This is a genomic window from Pseudomonas sp. ES1 (assembly GCF_050586605.1).
In the GTDB taxonomy this organism is placed as follows: Bacteria; Pseudomonadota; Gammaproteobacteria; order Pseudomonadales; family Pseudomonadaceae; genus Aquipseudomonas; species Aquipseudomonas sichuanensis.
In genome coordinates, this window is sequence record NZ_JBOBDM010000031.1 from 1 (window position 1) to 19,416 (window position 19,416).

17 protein-coding genes, 1 tRNA gene and 1 pseudogene are annotated in these 19,416 nt (G+C 65.5%); 12 read left to right on the top strand and 7 right to left on the bottom strand.

Going from position 1 to position 19,416, the window contains the following annotated elements; all coding sequences use genetic code 11:
* Positions 1-121: 121 nt before the first annotated feature.
* From ACQ4N9_RS14420 to ACQ4N9_RS14430, 3 genes are all read right to left on the bottom strand, one after another.
* A complete protein-coding gene (locus ACQ4N9_RS14420) occupies positions 122-583 on the bottom strand; it encodes a DUF805 domain-containing protein (RefSeq protein WP_390966439.1) in 462 nt (153 codons plus the stop codon).
* Positions 584-1,075: 492 nt separating this feature from the next.
* A complete protein-coding gene (locus ACQ4N9_RS14425; RefSeq protein WP_390966437.1) occupies positions 1,076-2,806 on the bottom strand; it encodes a dipeptidase in 1,731 nt (576 codons plus the stop codon).
* Between the two features lie 216 nt (positions 2,807-3,022).
* Positions 3,023-3,099, bottom strand: a tRNA-Arg gene (locus ACQ4N9_RS14430).
* A 209-nt stretch (positions 3,100-3,308) separates the two neighbouring features.
* On the opposite strand from ACQ4N9_RS14430, the gene ACQ4N9_RS14435 reads away from it, so the two are divergent.
* The 8 genes from ACQ4N9_RS14435 to ACQ4N9_RS14470 all read left to right on the top strand — a co-directional run bounded on the left by ACQ4N9_RS14435 (position 3,309) and on the right by ACQ4N9_RS14470 (position 10,595).
* Positions 3,309-4,058, top strand: a complete 750-nt coding sequence (locus tag ACQ4N9_RS14435) for a GntR family transcriptional regulator (RefSeq protein ID WP_323829936.1) — start codon at positions 3,309-3,311, stop codon at positions 4,056-4,058.
* A complete protein-coding gene (locus ACQ4N9_RS14440) occupies positions 4,055-5,779 on the top strand; it encodes a fumarate reductase/succinate dehydrogenase flavoprotein subunit (RefSeq protein ID WP_258644083.1) in 1,725 nt (574 codons plus the stop codon). Before ACQ4N9_RS14435 ends, ACQ4N9_RS14440 begins: the two co-directional genes overlap by 4 nt.
* Before the next feature lie 159 nt (positions 5,780-5,938).
* Positions 5,939-6,184, top strand: a complete 246-nt coding sequence (locus ACQ4N9_RS14445; protein WP_390966435.1) for a 4Fe-4S dicluster domain-containing protein — start codon at positions 5,939-5,941, stop codon at positions 6,182-6,184.
* 124 nt (positions 6,185-6,308) lie between these two features.
* Positions 6,309-7,715, top strand: coding sequence for an ABC transporter substrate-binding protein (locus tag ACQ4N9_RS14450; protein ID WP_390966433.1), 1,407 nt, complete (start codon positions 6,309-6,311; stop codon positions 7,713-7,715).
* A gap of 15 nt (positions 7,716-7,730) precedes the next feature.
* Positions 7,731-8,507: an ABC transporter permease gene (locus tag ACQ4N9_RS14455; protein ID WP_390966431.1), complete on the top strand. Its 777-nt coding sequence runs from the start codon at positions 7,731-7,733 to the stop codon at positions 8,505-8,507.
* Positions 8,507-9,358, top strand: coding sequence for an ABC transporter ATP-binding protein (locus ACQ4N9_RS14460; RefSeq protein WP_390966429.1), 852 nt, complete (start codon positions 8,507-8,509; stop codon positions 9,356-9,358). The genes ACQ4N9_RS14455 and ACQ4N9_RS14460 overlap by 1 nt, the downstream gene beginning before the upstream one ends.
* Positions 9,355-10,320, top strand: coding sequence for a HEAT repeat domain-containing protein (locus ACQ4N9_RS14465; RefSeq protein ID WP_390966427.1), 966 nt, complete (start codon positions 9,355-9,357; stop codon positions 10,318-10,320). The genes ACQ4N9_RS14460 and ACQ4N9_RS14465 overlap by 4 nt, the downstream gene beginning before the upstream one ends.
* Positions 10,320-10,595, top strand: coding sequence for a DUF971 domain-containing protein (locus ACQ4N9_RS14470; protein ID WP_110995715.1), 276 nt, complete (start codon positions 10,320-10,322; stop codon positions 10,593-10,595). The genes ACQ4N9_RS14465 and ACQ4N9_RS14470 overlap by 1 nt, the downstream gene beginning before the upstream one ends.
* A gap of 117 nt (positions 10,596-10,712) precedes the next feature.
* Here ACQ4N9_RS14470 and ACQ4N9_RS14475 read toward each other — a convergent pair whose 3' ends face one another.
* Both ACQ4N9_RS14475 and ACQ4N9_RS14480 read right to left on the bottom strand, forming a co-directional pair.
* Positions 10,713-11,576, bottom strand: coding sequence for an ABC transporter ATP-binding protein (locus ACQ4N9_RS14475; RefSeq protein WP_390966425.1), 864 nt, complete (start codon positions 11,574-11,576; stop codon positions 10,713-10,715).
* Entirely contained in the window at positions 11,573-13,165 is a 1,593-nt protein-coding gene (locus ACQ4N9_RS14480; protein WP_390966423.1) for an ABC transporter permease, read from the bottom strand. Before ACQ4N9_RS14480 ends, ACQ4N9_RS14475 begins: the two co-directional genes overlap by 4 nt.
* A 298-nt stretch (positions 13,166-13,463) precedes the next feature.
* Here ACQ4N9_RS14480 and ACQ4N9_RS14485 point away from each other — a divergent pair, with 298 nt between their 5' ends.
* Together ACQ4N9_RS14485 and ACQ4N9_RS14490 are read left to right on the top strand one after the other, a co-directional pair.
* Positions 13,464-14,504, top strand: coding sequence for an ABC transporter substrate-binding protein (locus ACQ4N9_RS14485; protein WP_390966421.1), 1,041 nt, complete (start codon positions 13,464-13,466; stop codon positions 14,502-14,504).
* A gap of 36 nt (positions 14,505-14,540) precedes the next feature.
* Positions 14,541-15,446 carry a TauD/TfdA dioxygenase family protein gene (locus tag ACQ4N9_RS14490; RefSeq protein WP_390966419.1) on the top strand — a complete coding sequence of 302 codons (906 nt, stop codon included), beginning with the start codon at positions 14,541-14,543 and terminating at the stop codon, positions 15,444-15,446.
* A gap of 184 nt (positions 15,447-15,630) precedes the next feature.
* Here the strand turns inward: ACQ4N9_RS14490 and elbB are convergent, their stop codons facing one another.
* The gene (gene elbB, locus ACQ4N9_RS14495) at positions 15,631-16,299 is read right to left on the bottom strand and encodes an isoprenoid biosynthesis glyoxalase ElbB (RefSeq protein WP_390966417.1); all 669 of its coding nucleotides are present in this window, start codon (positions 16,297-16,299) and stop codon (positions 15,631-15,633) included.
* Positions 16,300-16,439: 140 nt separating this feature from the next.
* Between elbB and ACQ4N9_RS14500 the strand changes: the two are divergent.
* Positions 16,440-17,039, top strand: a pseudogene (locus ACQ4N9_RS14500) (sterol desaturase family protein); the annotation flags it as partial.
* A 501-nt stretch (positions 17,040-17,540) separates the two neighbouring features.
* Here the strand turns inward: ACQ4N9_RS14500 and ACQ4N9_RS14505 are convergent.
* Positions 17,541-18,185, bottom strand: a complete 645-nt coding sequence (locus tag ACQ4N9_RS14505) for a DedA family protein (RefSeq protein WP_390966415.1) — start codon at positions 18,183-18,185, stop codon at positions 17,541-17,543.
* Between the two features lie 208 nt (positions 18,186-18,393).
* Between ACQ4N9_RS14505 and hemB the strand changes: the two genes are divergently transcribed.
* On the top strand, positions 18,394-19,404 hold the full coding sequence (gene hemB / locus ACQ4N9_RS14510; protein WP_110995709.1) for a porphobilinogen synthase: 1,011 nt from the start codon (positions 18,394-18,396) through the stop codon (positions 19,402-19,404).
* The last annotated feature ends 12 nt before the right edge of the window (positions 19,405-19,416 follow it).

Genomic DNA, 19,416 nt, shown 5'->3' on the forward strand with positions numbered 1-19,416 from the left:
AAATCTGGGGGGAGTGGTTTTACCCGCGAAGGGCTGCAAAGCAGCCCCAATAGTGGCGATGAAACGTTATCTGACTGGCATTAGCCCGCAGGCCGCCTCAGCATTCCTGCACAGTCTGCACTCAGACCAGGCCTTTGGGGCTCGGGCCGAAGCGGTTGTTGCCAGGGGTGCCGTCCTTGAACAGGAATACCAAGCCAGCGATCGGCACCAGCAGCCACCAGCCGCTGTGATTGCTGTCGTGCATTCGGCGCACAGCAACGGCAATGCCCGGGATCATGACCGCCAGGGTGTACACCAGGCTCAGCAGCGGTTTGGTGCCGAGCACGTTATCGAGGTAGCCGACGGCGATCGTGATCAGCAAGTTGAACAGCACGAACATCCAGTATTCCTTGCGGCGTGCACGGCCTTTGAACACTGCGTACTTCTTCAGGACTTCGAGGTAGGGAATGCCGTTGCTCACTCCGACGCTACCTGCGAAGCCACCGTTGGTGGCCGTGGCGGCTTGGGTTGCGCCGCAGCCTGGGCAGCTCAAGGCCGATTGATGGATCTGTTTGGCGCAGCCTCGGCAGAACACCATGCTCATTTGTTTTCCCTCACATTTGGATTAGCTTGCGGATTTCAGGCCGACCAGGCGCAGCAGCCAGATGCTTGCCGTGACAACGCCGGCGCTCGCCAAGCCGTTGCCGGGTTTGTTCTGGTTGATGCCGAAGACACCGAGGGCATGGCACACAGAATGCCAAGCATCAGGGAAACGATACCCATCCACGGCGATTCGCCGCGGTCAGGTCTCGTGGAGGACGTTGCGTGCTGTGGAGCACTGCATTGGGGGCAGGCAGGTGCCGTTTTGTGCAACTGCCTGGCACAGCTGCGGCAATAACCATTGCCATCGCAAATCCTTTTGTGGCGTTCGCCGAACGCATCCCTGTTCGCATACCGTGTCGCCCGTCCGGGCGGCCGGCGCAGAGGTTACTATATATTTCATAAGTGGCGAAATAGTGGCGTCAATAAATTCGCGTCCCGCCCTGCAGCAACGAAAAAGGCGCCCGCAGGCGCCTTCCGGTTCCAACCCCGAGGCTCAGAGCTTCGGCATCTGCCCGATCCGCGCCACCATCTCGCTGACGATCTGCAAATCGAGCATGAACTGCTCCACGGTCTTGAACTCGTTGTCGTTGTGTCCGGTGTACTTCACGTCCGGCATGGCCAGGCCGAACTGCACGCCGTTGGGCAGGTCATGCACCGAGGTGGCGCCGGCAGAGGTGCCGAACTCGTGCTTCATGCCCAGGTTCTCGCTGGCCACCGCAAGCAGGGCCTTGACCCATTCGCCCTGCGGGTTGCGGTACATCGGCTCGTCCAGGCTGTAGTCGAACGCCACAGCGGTCTTGCTCTTGGCAGTCCAGCTGTCGAGTTTGCCGGAGATCTCGCCCTTGAGCGTGTCCAGCGACTTGCCTTTGGGGATGCGCAGGTTCACCGCCAGCTTCAGCGCCTTGTCATCCAGGCCGACGAAGGTCAGCGAGGTGGTCAGCGGGCCCATGAACGCATCCTTGAAGCCCACGCCGAGCTTGTTGCCCAGGTAGTCCAGGCCCCAGTTGTCGGCGGCGTAGCGGGCGGCGTCGGTGATGTGGTTGTGCTTGAGCGGCACTTCTTTGCCCAGGCCATTGAGGAACACCAGCATGCGCGCCACCGGGTTGACCCCCGACTCGGGCTCGGAGGAGTGCGCCGACACGCCGGTCACGGTCAGCAGCACCTGCTTGCCCTCGACCTTGGCGTCGATGCTGAAGTTGCCACCGTTATGTTTGACGAAAGCAGCACCGGCCTTGTTCAGGGCCTTGGCCAAGTCGGCCGGCTTGTCGCTGAGCAGGGTCGCCACCGAGTTGCCGGGGATCTGGTTGGTGGCCAGGCCACCGGTCAGGTTCACCACCTCGGCGCCCTTGCCGCTGCCGGCGCGCTTGGCGAAGGTGGCCATGACCGTGCCGTAGCCTTTCTCGGCGATCACCACCGGGTAGCCGCCGTCCAGCGCCAGGTTGTAGTCGGGCGTGGCGTTGCGCTCGAAGTAGTAGGGGATGGCGTCGCCGGTGGTTTCCTCGGTGGTGTCCACCAGCAGCTTGAACTGGCGGGCCAGCGGCAGCTTCTCATCCTTGGCCACTTTCAGCGCATAGAGCGCGACGACGATGCCGTTCTTGTCGTCCTCGGTGCCGCGGCCGTACATGCGGTCGCCCACCAGGGTGACCTTGAACGGGTCGAGCTGGGTGCCGTCGGCCAGCTTCCAGTTGGCCGGGGTTACCGGCACCACGTCGGCGTGGGCGTGGATGCCGATGACTTCCTTGCCTTCGCCGAGGGAGATCTCGTAGACACGGTTGTCGATGTTGCGGAAGGTCAGGCCGAAGCCCTCGGCCAGGGCCTTGATCTTGTCGGCGATCTTGAGGAACTCCGGGTTCTCGTGCTGCTCCACGCCCTCTTTGCGATAGGTCGGGATTTCCACCAGCTCGCGCAGGGTTTCGGTAGCGGCCTTGCCGTACTTGATGCGCGTGTACAGGCCCAGCAGGCGGTTGATCTCGTCCTGTTGTTCGGCTGCCAGCGGCTTGCCGGCCAGGTACTGCTTGAGGGTTTCGTCGAGCTTGTCGGCCTTGGCCAGCTCACTGCCGGCCAGCTTGCCGAGGAATTGCTTGAAGTCGGCCGGGTCGCTGCCGTCGTAGGCCTTGATGATGGCGGCGGACTGTTGCTGGGACAGATTGGCCTGGGCCGGGATCGAGAACATGGCCACGCTGGCCAGCAGCAGCGACGCGGCGGAGAGCTTGGTAAATGGCATGGTCGTGCGCATTCCTTTGCAAGTGGGGGAAGTGTGTCCGTTTACGCAAACGGAAGATGCCCACGCTAACACCAATGACTGCCTGCGGGGGAGAGGTGGCAATGTGCACTCAGTCGCAAATCAGCAGGCACAAAAAAGCCCCGCCGGTGTGAACCGGGCGGGGCTTTCTGGGCGCTGTCAGCGATACAGGGGGTGCCGCTGACAGCGTGAAATTCATGGCGCACTCGGCGGGATTCGAACCCACGACCCCTGCCTTCGGAGGGCAGTACTCTATCCAGCTGAGCTACGAGTGCAACGGGCCGCATGATACCCATCTGTGCAGGTGGCGTCCATCGCCTTGATATGAGGGTGTTTTTCCAGGGAGCCCGATCGCGGGGCAAGCCCGCTCCCACGCAGGGAAGCTGATCTATCCATATGCAATCTTGGTATTTCTCACGGCGCTGTTATGCCCGCTATCTTCTGGTCACAACTTGTTATAACAAGTCAGCCGACAGAGAAGACCATGGCCGAACTGCTCCCGCTTTCTCCCGTACCGCTCTACACCCAGCTCAAGGAACTGCTGCGCGAGCGCATCCTCGACGGCAGCTACCCACCGCACAGTCGCATGCCCTCGGAAAGCGAGCTGGGCAAGGCCTTCGACGTCAGCCGCATCACCGTGCGCCAGGCCCTGGGTGACCTGCAGAAGGAAGGGCTGATCTTCAAGATCCATGGCAAGGGCACTTTTGTCGCCAAGCCCAAGGCGTTCCAGAACGTCAGCACCCTGCAGGGCCTGGCCGAGTCGATGACCCAGATGGGCTACGAAGTGCTCAACCGCCTGCGCAGTTTCCGCCATGTCCCGGCCAGTGCGCTGGTGGCGCAGCGGCTGCAGGTCGAGGAGGGCAGCCTGGTCACCGAGATCCGTCGGGTGCGCCTGATCAACCGCGAGCCGGTGTCGCTGGAAATCACCTGGCTGCCGCACAACGTCGGCGAGAAGCTGGAGAAGGCCGACCTGGTCACCCGCGACATCTTCCTGCTGCTGGAGAACGACTGCGGCCTCGCCCTCGGCCATGCCGACCTGGCCATCGACGCAGTGCTCGCCGACAGCGACCTGACCCAGGCGCTGGACGTGGAAGAGGGCGCGCCGATCATGCGTATCGAACGCCTCACCCACACCGCCGACGGCGCCCCGCTGGACTTCGAACACCTCTATTACCGTGGCGATGCGTTCCAGTACCGCCTGCGTATCGACCGCCAGAAGGGGGGCAAGGCATGAGCATCCAGACCCAGGACTACGACATCGTCGTCATCGGTGGCGGCACCGCCGGGCCCATGGCTGCGATCAAGGCCAAGGAGCAGGACAAGACCCTGCGCGTGCTGTTGCTGGACAAGGCCAACGTCAAGCGCAGCGGCGCCATCAGCATGGGCATGGACGGCCTGAACAACGCCATCATCCCCGGCCATGCCACGCCCGAGCAGTACACCAAGGAAATCACCGTCGCCAATGACGGCATCGTCAACCAGGCTGCGGTGCATGCCTACGCCACCAAGAGCTTCGAGACCATCGAGCAGCTCGACCGCTGGGGCGTGAAGTTCGAGAAGGACGAAACCGGCGACTACGCAGTGAAGAAGGTCCACCACATGGGCGCTTATGTGCTGCCGATGCCCGAGGGCCACGACATCAAGAAGGTGCTGTACCGCCAGCTCAAGCGCGCCCGGGTGGAAATCAGCAACCGCATGGTGTGCACCCGCGTGCTGCTCGATGCGGCCGGCGCCGCAGCCGGGGTGCTCGGTTTCGACTGCCGCAGCGGCGAGTTCCGGGTGATCCGCGCCAAGGCGGTGGTGCTCGCCTGCGGCGCCGCCGGGCGCCTGGGCTTGCCGTCGTCGGGCTACCTGATGGGCACCTACGAAAACCCCACCAATGCCGGTGACGGCTATGCCATGGCCTACCACGCAGGCGCCGAACTGGCCAACCTGGAATGTTTCCAGATCAACCCGTTGATCAAGGACTACAACGGCCCGGCCTGCGCCTACGTCACCGGCCCCTTGGGCGGCTACACCGCCAACAGCAAGGGCGAGCGCTTCATCGAGTGCGACTACTGGAGCGGGCAGATGATGTGGGAGTTCCACCAGGAACTCGAAGGCGGCAACGGCCCGGTGTTTCTCAAGCTCGACCACCTGGCCGAGGAGACCATCCAGAACATCGAGGAGATCCTGCACAGCAACGAACGCCCCAGCCGTGGCCAGTTCCACGCCGGGCGCGGCACCGACTACCGCCAGCACATGGTCGAGATGCATATCTCCGAGATCGGCTTCTGCTCCGGGCATTCGGCCTCGGGGGTGTGGGTCAACGAAAAGGCCGAGACCAGCGTCAAGGGCCTGTACGCCGCCGGCGACATGGCCGCGGTACCGCACAACTACATGCTCGGCGCTTTTACCTATGGCTGGTTTGCCGGGGTGAATGCCGCGCAGTACGTGGCCGGGCGTGAATTCGCCGAGGTCGACACGCAACAGGTCGAACGCGAGCAGGCGCGGGTGTTCGCACCCTTGCAGCGTGAGCACGGCCTGCCGCCGGCCCAGGTCGAGTACAAGTTGCGACGCATGGTCAACGACTACCTGCAGCCGCCCAAGGTGACCAAGAAGATGGAAATCGGCCTGGCGCGCTTCGCCGAAATCGAACGCGACCTTGAGCAGATGAAGGCCAACAACCCCCATGAGCTGATGCGTGCCATGGAAGTTTCGGTGATCCGCGACTGCGCCGAGATGGCTGCGCGGGCCTCGCTATTCCGCAAGGAGAGCCGCTGGGGGCTGTACCACCACCGGGTCGATTTCCCCGAGCGCAATGATGGCGAGTGGTTCGTGCATTGCCATCTGAAGAAGGGCGAGGACGGCGAGATGACCAGCTTCAAGAAAGCGGTGGAGCCGTACCTGATCCCGCTGGATGCCGAGGAACAGACCGCGTACGACCGGCTGCGGGTGAAAGCCGATGCCGCATAGGCAACACCGAACCCTGTGGGAGCGGGTTCACCCGCGAACACCGGCAAAGCCGGTGCCATGCACCGTGTTGGGTTCTTCGCGGGTAAACCCGCTCCCACAGTGACTTGTGCAAGCCTCTAGATAAAGGGTGCCCAAGAAGGCCCCAAGGACCCCGTGAAAATGGCCTACCAACCCCAGGAAATCTTCTTTCGCAGCAGCGCTCCGGTGACCATCGACGAAGACAAATGCATCGCCGAAAAAGGCTGCACGGTCTGCGTCGAGGTCTGCCCCATGGACCTTCTGGCCATCAACCCGGCCACGCAGAAGGCCTACATGGCCTTCGACGAATGCTGGTACTGCATGCCCTGCGAGAAGGACTGCCCTCCCGGCGCGGTGAAGGTCGATATCCCGTACCTGCTGCGCTGAACCCGAACCACCCGCCATCCGGCCGAACCACCGGACGCCCACCTGCAATGCCCCTCGTTTCCCACCACCCATGCCGGGCGGCGGAGACGACACCAATACCTAAAACGATTCGAGGGGAACACCCATGCGCCTTGTAGCAACCGTGGCCGGCCTTGCGCTGGCAATCACCGGCCTGAACGCCAACGCCGAAACCATCCGTATCGCCATCGGCACCCAGGACACCACCATCAACTGCGCTACCGGCGGCCTGTTGATCCGCGAGCTGGGCCTGCTCGACAAATACCTGCCCCATGACGGCAAGTACAAGGACGCCCAGTACCAGGTCGAGTGGAAGAACTTCACCAGTGGCGCGCCGCTGACCAACGAGATGGTCGCCGGCAAGCTCGACTTCGGCGCCATGGCCGATTTCCCCGGCTCGTTCAACGGCGTCGCCCACCTCGATGCCGGCAAGCGCAGCCTGTTCATCAGCGTGCTGTCCGGCAGCGTGCACGGCAGCGGCAACGGCATCGTGGTGCCGGCCGCCTCCAGCGTGCAGTCGCTGGCCGAACTCAAGGGCAAGACCATCTCCGTGCCGTTCGCCTCCACCGCCCACGGTATGCTGCTGCGCGCGGTCGCCGCCCAAGGCTGGGACCCGCAGAAGGACGTGAAGATCATCGCCCAGGCCCCGGAGATCGCCGGTTCCGCCCTGCGCAGCAACCGCATCGAGGCCCACGCCGACTTCGTGCCCTTCGCCGAGCTGTTCCCCAACCGCGGCTTTGCCCGCAAGATCTACGACGGCGCCCAGGCCAACGCGCCGACCTTCCATGGCGCGCTGGTGGACGCCGACTACGCGAAAAAGTACCCGGAAGTGGTCACCGCCTACCTGCGCGCCAGCCTCGAAGCCGACCGCCTGCTCGCCGCCGAGCCCGAGAAGTACAGCGAGCTGATCGAAAAGGTCACCGGCATCGAAGCCGAGGTGAACTACCTGTTCCACGGCCCGCTCGGCCTGCAGACCCGCGACCTCACCTGGAAGCCTGAGTACCGCCAGGCCGTGGCCACCTCCATCGACACCCTCAAGCTGCTGAAGAAGACCGACCGCGGTCTGGACACCGCGCAGTTCATCGACGACCAGTACATCCGCAGCGCCTACAAGCAGGCCGGGCAGGACTACGACAAGGCGCTGAAAAACTACGACCCGCTGCCACTCAAGGCCGTTGATGCCACGACCGGCAAAGCCATCACCGACTTCAGCCGCCTGGCGCAGATCTGGGTGCGCGGCGAGGACAAAGTGCGCCACTACGCTTCCCCGGAGGCCGCGCTCACCGCCCTGGCCCAGCTGGAGCAGGAGGGCAAGGACATCCGCGCGATCTACGCCCAGGCCGCCGACAGCGGCATCAAGCTGCTGGCCAACCAGGCCTGGTTCGTGCGCAACGGCCAGGGCCAACTGGCGGCCTTCCTGCTCAAGGACCAGGCCGAGCAGTACGCCAAGGCCCATGGCGGCGAGGCGCTGGACTTCGTCCATGCCAACCAGAAGCTGCTCGCCCAGCGCTGACCGGGAGCCGCCGCCATGACCCGTGACCTTGCGCGCTGGCCCCTGCGCCTGGCTTCGCTGCTGGCCTGCCTGCTGTTCTGGCAGCTGGCCGCGAGCCACAAGCTGAACCTGCTGCTGTTCACCTTCACCTACGTGCCCACCCCCGGCGCGGTGCTCGACGCCGCCTGGCAACTGCTGGCCTCCAACACCTTGCTGGCGCACCTGGGCAGCAGCCTGGCGCGGGTGTTCGCCGGCTACGGCGTGGCGGCGCTGCTGGGGGTGAGCCTGGGCCTGTTGATCGGCCGCTCGAAGTGGCTGGAGGATACGCTGATGCCGCCGCTGGAAGTGCTGCGGCCGATCCCGGCGGTGGCCTGGATCCCGCTGGCGATCCTGATGTTCCCCTCATCGGAGCTGTCGATGGTGTTCATCACCTTCACCGGTGCGCTGTTCCCGATCCTGCTCAACACCGTGCACGGCGTCGAGGCGATCGACCCGCGCCTGGTGGCCTCGGCGCGCAGCCTCGGCGCCGGACGCTGGGCGATCCTGCGCGAAGTGGTGCTGCCGGGCGCGCTGCCGAGCATCGTCACGGGGCTGGCCATCGGCATGGGCACCTCGTGGTTCTGCCTGGTGACCGCCGAGATGATCGCCGGGCAGTTCGGTATCGGTTACTACACCTGGGAGTCCTACACCTTGCAGAACTACCCCGACATCATCGTCGGCATGCTGCTGATCGGCGTGCTGGGCATGGGCAGCAGTGCGCTGGTCAAGCGCCTTGGCGCGCTGGCCACGCCGTGGATACGGAGGAGCGCCTGATGAGCAGTCATCAACAGCTGCCCGGGCGTATCGAAGCGCAGGGTTTGTCGATTCGCCTGGGCCATGGGCGTGACGCGTTCGAGGCGGTGCAGGCGCTGGACTTTGCCATCGCCCCGGGCGAGTTCGTGTGCATCCTCGGGCCGTCCGGCTGCGGCAAGTCCACGTTGCTCGGCGCGTTGGCCGGGCACCTTACCCCGGCCGGCGGCCAATTGCGGGTGGATGGGCAAGCGGTCGATGGCCCTTCGCCGCAACGGGGCATGGTGTTCCAGCATCACACCCTGCTGCCGTGGCGCAGCGTGCTCGACAACGTGGCCTTCGGCTTGAAGATGCAGGGGCAGGGCAAGGCCGAGCGCCAGCACCAGGCCGCCGAGATGCTGCAACTGGTCGGCCTGGGTGACTTCGCCCAACGCTGGCCCAGCCAGTTGTCCGGTGGCATGCAGCAGCGCGCCGAGATCGCCAGGGTGCTGATCAACCGCCCGCGCCTGTTGTTGATGGACGAACCCTTTGGCGCCCTCGATGCGCAGACCCGTGCGCGCATGCAGGAACTGCTGCTGGATATCTGGGCGCGCATCCGCACCACGGTGGTGTTCGTCACCCATGACATCGACGAGGCGCTGTTCCTGGCCGACCGCATCCTGGTGATGAGCCCCCGGCCTGGGCGCTTTATCGAAGACCTGCGGCTGGACTTCGCCCGCCCGCGGCGCGCGAGCCTGCTGACCAGCCCCGAATTCACCCACCTCAAACGCCATTGCCTGGCGCTGCTGCGCCATGAAGAAGGCCGCGAACTGCCGCGCCTGACACCGTTGGGCCTGCCCGACACCGACCATCCTCCGCTGCGGATTGCGCTATGACTGAACGAACCACGGACAACCCCGAGATCATCGACCTGCTGCCACGTCTGAACGACCTGGATGCCGGCGTGCGGCGCATCGCCCTGATCGAACTGGCCGACCTGGAAGACCCGGACGGCCTGCCCTGGCTCACCGATGCGCTGTTGGTCGACGCCAATGCTGAGGTGCGCGCCGAAGCCGCGCGCCTGCTCGAAGCCTGGGAGACGCCGGAAGTGGTGCAGGGCCTGTGCGCCGCACTGGCCGACCCCGCCGAGCCGGTACGCCTGGCGGCTGCCCAGAGCCTGAGCGAGCTCAAGACCCAGGAGGCCGGGCAACTGATCCTGCCCTGGGCCACCCATGCCGATGCGTTCGTGCGGGCCAGCGCCCTGCGCGCCCTGCGCGAGCTGCGCCTGGAGGACGCCGCGGTGCCTGCGTTGCAGGCGTTGGCGGATGTGGATGCCGGCGTGCGCCGCGAAGCGGTGGGCATCCTGGGCTGGCTCAAGCATGCGCCGGCCTTGCCCGCGCTGGCGCAGCTGGCAGCCAACGAGCCGGATACCGAAGTGCGCCGCGCCGCCATTGGCGCGTTGGGCCTGGCCCGCGATGCCCGTGTGCTGCCGGCGCTGATCGGCGCCTTGGCCGATGAGGCCTGGCAGGTGCGTGAAGAGGCGGCGACCACCCTGGGCAAAGTCGGCCAGGCCGAAGCGGGCCAGGCCTTGATCGCAGCGCTGGCCGACAGTTACTGGCAGGTGCGCTTGCGCGCGGCGCGGGCCTTGGGCCGGTTGCGCCATGTGGCAGCGCTGGATGGGCTGGCGCAGTTGCTTGGCCATGGCATCGCCAACTTGCGCAAGGAGGCGGCGCTGGCGCTGGGTGAGCTGGGTGAAGCCCGGGCTTTGCCGGCGTTGCAGGCGGCCGAGGCCGACAGCGATCCGGAAGTGCGCAAGGCGGTGCGCATCGCCCTGGCGCAGTTGCAGGGGGCGGTGTGATGGACGCGCCCAGCGCCTTGCGCAACCGCCGCGAGCGCGGTGAGCTGCTGGTGCAGTGGGGCGAGGTCGAGCAGGTGATCAGCCACGCCCGGCTGCGCGGTGCCTGCCCCTGCTCACAGTGCCGGGCGGCGCGGCTGAAGGGGGCGATTTCGCTGGTGGGCGAGGATGTCCGCGTGGCGCGGATCGAGGCCCAGGGGTATGGGGTGCAGCTGGTGTTCAGCGATGGGCATGAGCGGGGGATTTATCCTTGGGCCTATCTTCGCGAACTGGGCTGAAATCAATCGCGGGGCAAGCCCGCTCCCACGCTGTGGACTGCCCCCAAGACAATCCAATCCTTGGGGGCAGTCCAGTTCGTGGGAGCGGGCTTGCCCCGCGATAGGGCCGGTACAGGCTTAAAGAGCAATCAACTCCGGCCGCAACCCTTCCGCCCTTTGCACCACCGGCCGCAGATACCCGCCATCCCCGGTAATCTGGTGCAGCACCTTCTCGCGCAAGCCATGCAGCGCCACCCCGGTGCGTTGGCGCGGGTGTGGCAGCCCAATCTCCACCACCGCCTTGATCCGCCCCGGCCGCGGTTCCAGCACCACCACCCGGTCGGCCAGGTAGGTCGCCTCTTCGGCATCGTGGGTCACCAGCAGAATGGTCACCCCCGAGCGCTCACGAATCGCCAGCAGCTCGTCCTGCAACTGCTGGCGGGTCAATGCATCCAGGGCGCCGAACGGCTCGTCGAGCAGCAGGATGCGCGGGCTGGCCACCAGCCCCCGGGCGATCGCCACGCGCTGGGCCATGCCACCGGAGAGCTGGTGCGGGTAGGCCGATTCGAAACCGACCAGCCCCACCAGTTGCACGAACTCATGCACCCGGCGGGCGCGCTCGCCCTGGGTGAGCTTGTCGTTGACCAGCCCAAGGGCGATGTTCTGCTCCACCGTCAGCCAGGGGAACAGCCGGTGCTCCTGGAACACGATGCCGCGCTCGCCGCCGATGCCGCTGACCACCTGGCCATCGACGCGGATCTTGCCGCTGTAGTCGTTGTCCAGGCCCACCAGCAGGCGCAGCAGGGTGGACTTGCCGCAGCCCGACGAACCGACGATGGCGATGAATTCGCCCTGCTCGATCGACAGGTCGAAGTCGCGAATGGCTTCGAACGGCTGGCCGTCCACGCTGAAGGTCTTGCCGACTTTTTCGAAGCTGACCAGCGGCGGTGTGGCGTCAGCTTGATTGGCCGCGTGCAGGGCCGGGGTGATGAAGGCGTTCATGCGGATCTCCAGCGCGTGGCGCGCGATTCGAGGCGTTGGCCAAGGTGGCCGAGCAGGGCGCCGACCAGGCCGATCAGGACCATGGCGGCCATCACCTGGTCCATGCGGAACAACTGTTGGGCGCCGATCATCAGGCTGGCGATGCCGCCGTCCGAGGGCATGAAGTATTCGGCGCCGATGGTGCCCAGCCAGGCGTAGATCAGCGACAGGCGCAGGCCGGCGAAGATCGCCGGCGCAGCGCCCGGCAGCACCAGCAGGCGCAGGCGTTGCGCCAGGCCCAGGCGCAGCGCCTGGGCCGCCTCGCCCAGTTGCGGCGACAGGCTGGCGATGCCGCGCTGGGTGGCGATCAGCAGCGGGAAGAACGCAGCCAGGGCGACGAACACCAGCTTGGCGCCCTCCCCCAGGCCGAACCAGGCAGTGAGCAAGGGTACCCAGGCAAACAGCGCCACCTGGCGCAGCGCCGACAGGCTCGGGCCGAGCAGGCGCTCGCTGCGTTGCGACAAGCCCAGCAGCAGCCCCAGGGCAAAGCCCGCGCCGCCACCGAGCAGCAACCCGGCCAGGGTGCGTTGCAGGCTCAGGCGCAAGGCTTCGCTCAGCGAGCCATCCAGCAGCCCGGCAGACAGGCTGCGCAGTACATCCAGTGGTGAGGCGAGGATGTTGGCGTCTACCCAGCCAAAACTGTTGGCGCACTGCCACAGGGCCAGCAGCGCTGCCGGCAGCAACAGGCTCTGCCAGCCCTTGGCCACGGCGCCACGCGGCTGCTCGCCGGTGGCCGGTTGCGGCCAGTACAGCAGGCTGCGCTCCAGGCGCGAGAAGCCACGGTCCATCACCGCGCCGACCAGGCCGATCAGCAGGATGCAGAGGAACACCAGGTCGAGCATGAACAGCTGGCGCCCCCAGACCATCAGGTAGCCGATACCTTCGCTGGAGGCCAGCAGCTCGACCGCCAGCAGCGACGTCCAGCCGGTGGCCAGGGCCAGGCGTACCCCGGCGAGGAAGGCGGGCAGGGCAGCTGGCAGCAGCAGGCGCAGGAACAACAGGTGGGCTGGCAGGCGCAAGGTGGCGGCGGCTTCGCGCAGCTTGGGTTGGGCGTCGCGCACACCGACCAAGGTGTGCAGGGTGACCGGTACCACCACCGCCTTGACCAGCACCACCAGCTTGAGCACTTCGCCAATGCCGAAGAACAGCATGAACAGCGGGATCCAGGCCAGCGTGGGGATTTGCGCCAGGGCCACGAAGGTCGGCAGCACCAGTGTCTGCGCCCGCCGCGAAGCCCCCAGCCAGGTGCCCAGCACCAGGCCACTGGCGATGCCCGCCAGCAACCCCCACAGCAGGCGTTGCAAGCTTATCCACAGGTGGCTCCACAGCTCTCCGGAGCCAAACTCCAGGGCGCTCTGCCAGACCAGCGACGGCGCCGGCAGGATCTGCTCGCTCATCCAGTGCTCGCGGCTGGCCACCAGCCACAACGTCGCCAGCAGCACCGGCACGACCCAAGGCAGCGCGGCATGGCCGTAGGCGCGGCCTTGCGCCGCGAACGGGCCGCGCAGCGGCCCCAGAAGCCATCTGGGCTTGCTCAAAACTCCGCTCATCCGGCCATCTCCCAAACCGTTCCTTGTTTATTCATTTATGGAATTAAAAATTCACATAAATAACATTCAAGAGATAAGAGCATGCGCCTCCTGCATCGGGAAGCCCCAATCCGTTGCGTTTTCCTCATATTTTCCATGCGCCGTCTGCAAGCCGCCCCAAGACCCGCATGGCCGCTGATTTATGCCTTCTGGTTACTGAAGAATGACGTATTGATCTTTGTAGGTTCTAACCCGACCTGCCTAGCTTCTGGCCAAAGCGCCGGCCATCGCCGGTGGCAGCTTGCCAAGGAGCCTTGCCATGAAAACCCCTTTTCGCCACCTGCTCACCCCGCTGCTCGCCGGCTTGCTCAGCGCCTTGCCGCTGGCGGCGCTGGCCGCGCAGCCCGACGTGATCCGGATTGCCGTGCCCGACCTCAGCGCCGGCAGCAAGCCCAGCGCCGGTGGCGTGGTCGATGTATTGCGTGACCAGCAGTTGCTGGAAAAAGAGTTTGCCAAGGACGGCATCCGTATCGACTGGCGCTTCTTCAAGGGCGCCGGCCCCGTGGTCAACGAGGCGTTGGCCAACGGCCAGGCCGACTTCGCCTACCTGGGTGACCTGGCCGCCATCATCGGCAAGGCCAACGGCCTGGACACCCGCGTGCTGTCGGCCGGGGTGCGCGGGGTCAAGAGCTACCTCGGCGTGGTGCCGGGCTCAGGCATCCACAGTCTGGCAGACCTCAAGGGCAAGCGCGTGGCGGTGTTCCGCGGTACCGCCAACCAGCTGTCGTTCGCCAGCGCCCTGGCCAGCCAGGGGCTGTCCGAGCGTGAGCTGAAAGTCATCAACCTGGACTTCAACGCCGCCAACGCCGCGCTGGCGGCCAAGCAGATCGACGCTACCTGGGGGCTGTCCAACCTGTTGTCGTTGCGTGAGCGCGGCCTGGTCGAGCTGCCGGTCAACTCCCGCGACCTCAAGGGCGCCGGCAGCACCCAGGCGGTGCTGCTGGGTACCGGCGAGTTCATCCGCCAGCACCCCGAACTGGTGCAGCGCCTGGTCAATGCCCAGTTGCAGGCGGTGAAGTGGCTGCGCGACGAGCACAACCGCGACGCCTACATCGACCTCGTGGCCACCACCGCGAACTGGCCGAAGAGCATCCTGCGCGATGACCTGGCCGAGGAAAACCTTGCCGCCTACTTCGACCCGCGCCTGGACGCCGGCTTCGTCGGCCTGCTGCAACAGGGCGTCGACCTGGCCGCCAAGGAGCGCCTGATCCGCCGGGATTTCCAGGTAAGCGAGTGGGTAGAACCGCGCTTCCTCGATGCCGCCCTGCGACAGGACCAGGCCGTGCAGGCCGCCCGCTGATTGAAAACCCCGACAAAAACCGTGAGGACCACGACCATGAGCAACGCCGCACTAGCTACCGCGCCACATACCCTTGAGCTGGATATCCACCCCGTCGCCGGGCGCATCGGCGCCGAGATCCGTGGCGTCAAACTGTCCGCCGACCTCGACCCGGCCACCATCGACGCGATCCAGGCGGCGCTGGTGCAGCACAAGGTGATCTTCTTCCGCGGCCAGGACCACCTCGACGACATCGGCCAGGAGGCCTTCGCCCAATTGCTGGGCGAGCCGATCGCCCACCCCACGGTGCCGGTGGTGGACGGCACCAGTTACTTGCTGCAGCTGGATGGCGCTGAGGGCCAGCGGGCCAATTCCTGGCACACCGACGTGACCTTCGTCGACGCCTACCCCAAGGCCTCGATCCTGCGCAGCGTGGTGGCCCCGGCTTCGGGTGGCGACACGGTGTGGGCCAATACCGCCGCCGCCTACCAGGAGCTGCCGGACCCCCTGCGTGCGCTGGCCGACCAGCTCTGGGCGGTGCACAGCAACGAGTACGATTACGCCAGCGTGAAGCCGGACGTGGACCCGGCCAAGCTCGAACGCTATCGCAAGGTGTTCACCTCGACGGTGTACGAAACCGAGCACCCGGTGGTGCGGGTGCACCCGATCAGCGGCGAGCGGGCGCTGCAGCTGGGGCATTTCGTCAAACGCATCAAGGGCTATTCGCTGGCCGACTCACAGCACCTGTTCGCGGTGTTGCAGGGGCATGTGACGCGCCTGGAGAACACCGTGCGCTGGCGCTGGCAGGCGGGGGATGTGGCGATCTGGGATAACCGCGCGACCCAGCACTACGCGGTGGACGACTATGGTACTCAGCCACGCGTGGTGCGCCGGGTCACCCTGGCGGGCGAGGTGCCGGTGGGGGTGGATGGGCAGTTGAGCCGGACCACCCGCAAAGGCTGAGGCCACGTAATGCCAGTCAGTTAAGGCAATTGGGGTCGCTGCGCGACCCTTCGCGGGTAAACCCGCTCCCACAGGCTCCGTGCGATCTCTGTGGGAGCGGGTTTACCCGCGAAGGGCTGCAAAGCAGCCCCAACAAGTGCGATGAAGCACTAACTGACTGGCATTAGCCGCTTGCGGTGAGGGTTTACTTGTCACCTTCGTGGGTCAGCTCCAGCACCCGGTCCACCAGCTTGTAGATGCCGCCAGCGGCTTCGCTGATCGACTTGGCCAGCATGTAGGCCGGGGTGGTCACCAGCTTGCGCTGGGTGTCTTCGACGATGTCATGCACATCGCACTCCTGGTGGGTGCCGCCCATCTTCACCACGGCCGCGCTGGTGCCGGTGTCGTTACCGATGGTGCAGACCACGCCCGGCCCGTAGATCTTGGCGGCCAGGGCTGGCGAGATGCACATCAGGCCGACCGGTTTGCAGGCATCGGCGAAGGCTTCGGCCAGGGCCAGCACGTCGGGGTTAACGCTGCAATTGGCTCCTTCGACGGCGAAGTTGGAGAGGTTCTTCGCGGCGCCGAAACCGCCGGGTACGATCAGCGCATCGAAGTCCTCGACCTTGGCCTCGCGAATGTCTTTCACCTCGCCCCGGGCGATGCGTGCCGACTCTACCAGCACGTTGCGCGACTCGGGCATCTCTTCCCCGGTCAGGTGATCGATCACATGCATCTGCGCAATGTTCGGTGCGAAGCACTGCACCTGGGCGCCGCGCTGGTCGAGGCGCAGCAAGGTGATCACGCTCTCGTGGATTTCGGCGCCGTCATAGACGCCACAGCCGGAAAGGATCACCGCTACTTTCTTGGTCATGCTCATTACTCCAGTGTCGAGGCGCTAAATGTCCTCTAGTTTGGCAGATGTGGCCATAGGGGTTCAGGCAGGCGCGGCCTAATCTCTTGCGACACCCCTGGAGACTGCCGCCGATGGACCTGATTCTGCTGGCTGTGCCGATGTTCTTTGCGCTGATCGCCGTAGAGCTGGTCGCCGACCGCGTGCGCGGCCAGCGCAACTATCGACTGGCCGATTCGATCAACAGCCTGAGCACCGGCGTGCTGTCGACCAGCACAGGCCTGCTGACCAAGGGCGTCGGGCTGCTCACCTATGCCCTGGCCTGGGAACATCTGGCGCTGCTGCGCCTGCCGGCCGAGGCCTGGTGGGTGTGGGTGGGTGCTTTCGTGCTCTACGACTTCTGCTATTACTGGCTGCACCGCCTGGGCCACGAGCGCAACGTGCTGTGGGCTGCGCATTCGGTGCATCACCAGAGCGAGGAATACAACCTCACCACGGCGCTGCGCCAGACCAGCAGCGGCTTCATCTTTTCGTGGATCTTCTACCTGCCACTGGCGCTGCTCGGCGTGCCGCCGGTGGTGTTCATCACCGTGGCGTCGCTGAACCTGCTGTATCAGTTCTGGGTGCATACCCGCCATGTGCCCAAGCTGGGCTGGCTCGAATGGGTGCTGATCACGCCGTCCAACCATCGTGTCCACCATGCGCAGAATCCTCGCTACTTGGATTGCAACTACGGCGGAGTGTTCATCTTCTGGGACCGACTGTTCGGCACCTTCCAGGAGGAGGACGACGATGAGCCGGTGATCTTCGGCGTGACCACGCCGCTGGCCAGCTGGAACCCGCTGTGGGCCAACTTGCAGTTCTATGCGCAGCTGTGGGCGGATGCCCGGCGCACCGGCCGCCTGTGGGACAAGCTGCGCATCTGGTTCATGCCAACCGGTTGGCGCCCGGCGGATGTGGCGGCTGCCGATCCGCACCCCAAGCAGGACCTGGCGCGCTTTCGCAAGTTCGCCATCGCGCTGCACGGTATGCAGCAGCTGTACGTGGTTGTGCAGTTCGCGGTCTACGTGGCGCTGGGCAGCTACTTGATGGACGTGGCCGCGCGGGTGCCGTTCGCCGCGCTGTTGCTGGGCTGGGCGGTGATGGCGTTCGGCTTGTTCGCGTTGGGCGCGGCGCTGGAGGACCGGCCTTGGGCAGGGCGCATGGAGCTGCTGCGGCTGCTGCTGAATGCGCCGGCACTGTATCTGGCCGGCGCTTCGGGGTTAGTGCTGGTCACGCCCCTGGCTTGGGGGCTGCTCCTGGCTTACAGCTTGCTCAGCTTGTGCTTGCTGGCCTTCTGCCGCCGCGCGGCGCTCGGCGCGCTGGGTACGGAAGCGCCGGCGCAGCCAGAGCAGCAAGCCCAGGCCCAGCAGGGCGCCGAGCACCCATAGCTCGTACTTCTTGATACTGCCCAGCATGCCTTCGAGGATGGCGCCGAAGTGGTAGGCGGCAAGCCCCAGCGCGAGGGCCCAGACGGCGGCGCCAATACCATTGAGCAGCAGGTAGCGGCGTGGCGGGTAGCCGGACAGGCCGATGGCCACCGGCATCACCGTGCGCAGGCCGTAGACGAAGCGGAAACTCAGGACCCAGAGGTCGGGGTGGCGGCGGATATGCTCCAGCGCCCGGTCACCCATGGCCTGCCAGCGCGGCTTGCGGGCGAGGATCTTGCGCCCGTGGCGGCGGCCCATGAAGTACCACAGCTGATCGCCGGCATAGCTGCCGCAGAACGCCACCAGCACCACCAGCTTGATGTCCATGTATTCGCGGAACGCCAGAAAACCTGCGAGCACGAGAATGGTCTCGCCTTCGAAGAACGTGCCGAGAAACAGGGCGAAATAGCCGAAATCGTTCAGGAATTGTTGAAGCATTTTCTGACGTGCTGGCGAAATGAACGCGCAGCCTACCCCTTCGTGCTCGTTCGGGAAAGTGTCCAAATGTGTCTCGACGTGAACATTTCCTACAAGGACAATGGCTGCGGCCACAAGTCGCAGGGTTGCCCTTGGGTGTAACACAGGCGTCATAATGGCCGCTTATAACTGTCGCGCTCGCCCGCCTGCGCGGGCTCAGGAGTCTGCCGTGAGCTTTACCCCCGCCAACCGTCTGTTTCCTGCCACCCGCCTGCGTCGCAACCGCCGGGACGACTTTTCCCGTCGTCTGGTTCGCGAGAACACCCTGACCGTCGATGACCTGATCCTGCCGGTATTCGTCCTGGACGGCGAAAACCGCCGTGAAGAAGTACCCTCGATGCCGGGCGTCGAACGCCTGTCGATCGACCTGCTGCTCGAAGCCGCACAGGGCTGGGTGGAACTGGGCATTCCGGCGCTGGCGCTGTTCCCGGTAACGCCGACCGAGAAGAAATCCCTCGATGGCGCCGAAGCCTGGAACCCGGACGGTATCGCCCAGCGTGCCACCCGCGCCCTGCGCGCGCGCTTCCCGGAGCTGGGGGTGATCACCGACGTGGCGCTGGACCCGTTCACCACCCACGGCCAGGACGGCATCCTCGATGAAGAGGGTTACGTTCAGAACGACATCACCGTCGATGCCCTGGTGCGCCAGGCCCTGTCCCACGCCGACGCCGGCGCCCAGGTCGTCGCCCCGTCCGACATGATGGACGGCCGCCTCGGTGCAATCCGCGAGGCCCTGGAACTGGCCGGCCACGTCAACGTGCGCATCATGGCCTACTCGGCCAAGTACGCCAGTGCCTACTACGGCCCGTTCCGCGATGCGGTCGGCTCGGCACTGAACCTGGGCAAGGCCAATAAAGCGTCCTACCAGATGGATCCGGCCAACAGCAACGAAGCCCTGCACGAAGTGGCCCTGGACCTGGCCGAAGGCGCCGACATGGTCATGGTCAAGCCGGGCATGCCGTACCTGGACATCGTCCAGCGGGTGAAAGCCGAGTTCAAGGTGCCGACCTTCGCCTACCAGGTCAGTGGCGAGTACGCCATGCACATGGCCGCGATCCAGAACGGCTGGCTCAGCGAAGCCGTGATCCTCGAATCCCTTACCGCATTCAAACGGGCAGGTGCCGATGGCATCCTGACGTATTTCGCCGTGCGCGCCGCTCAAATGTTGAGAGGGCAATAACGCCCTCACAGG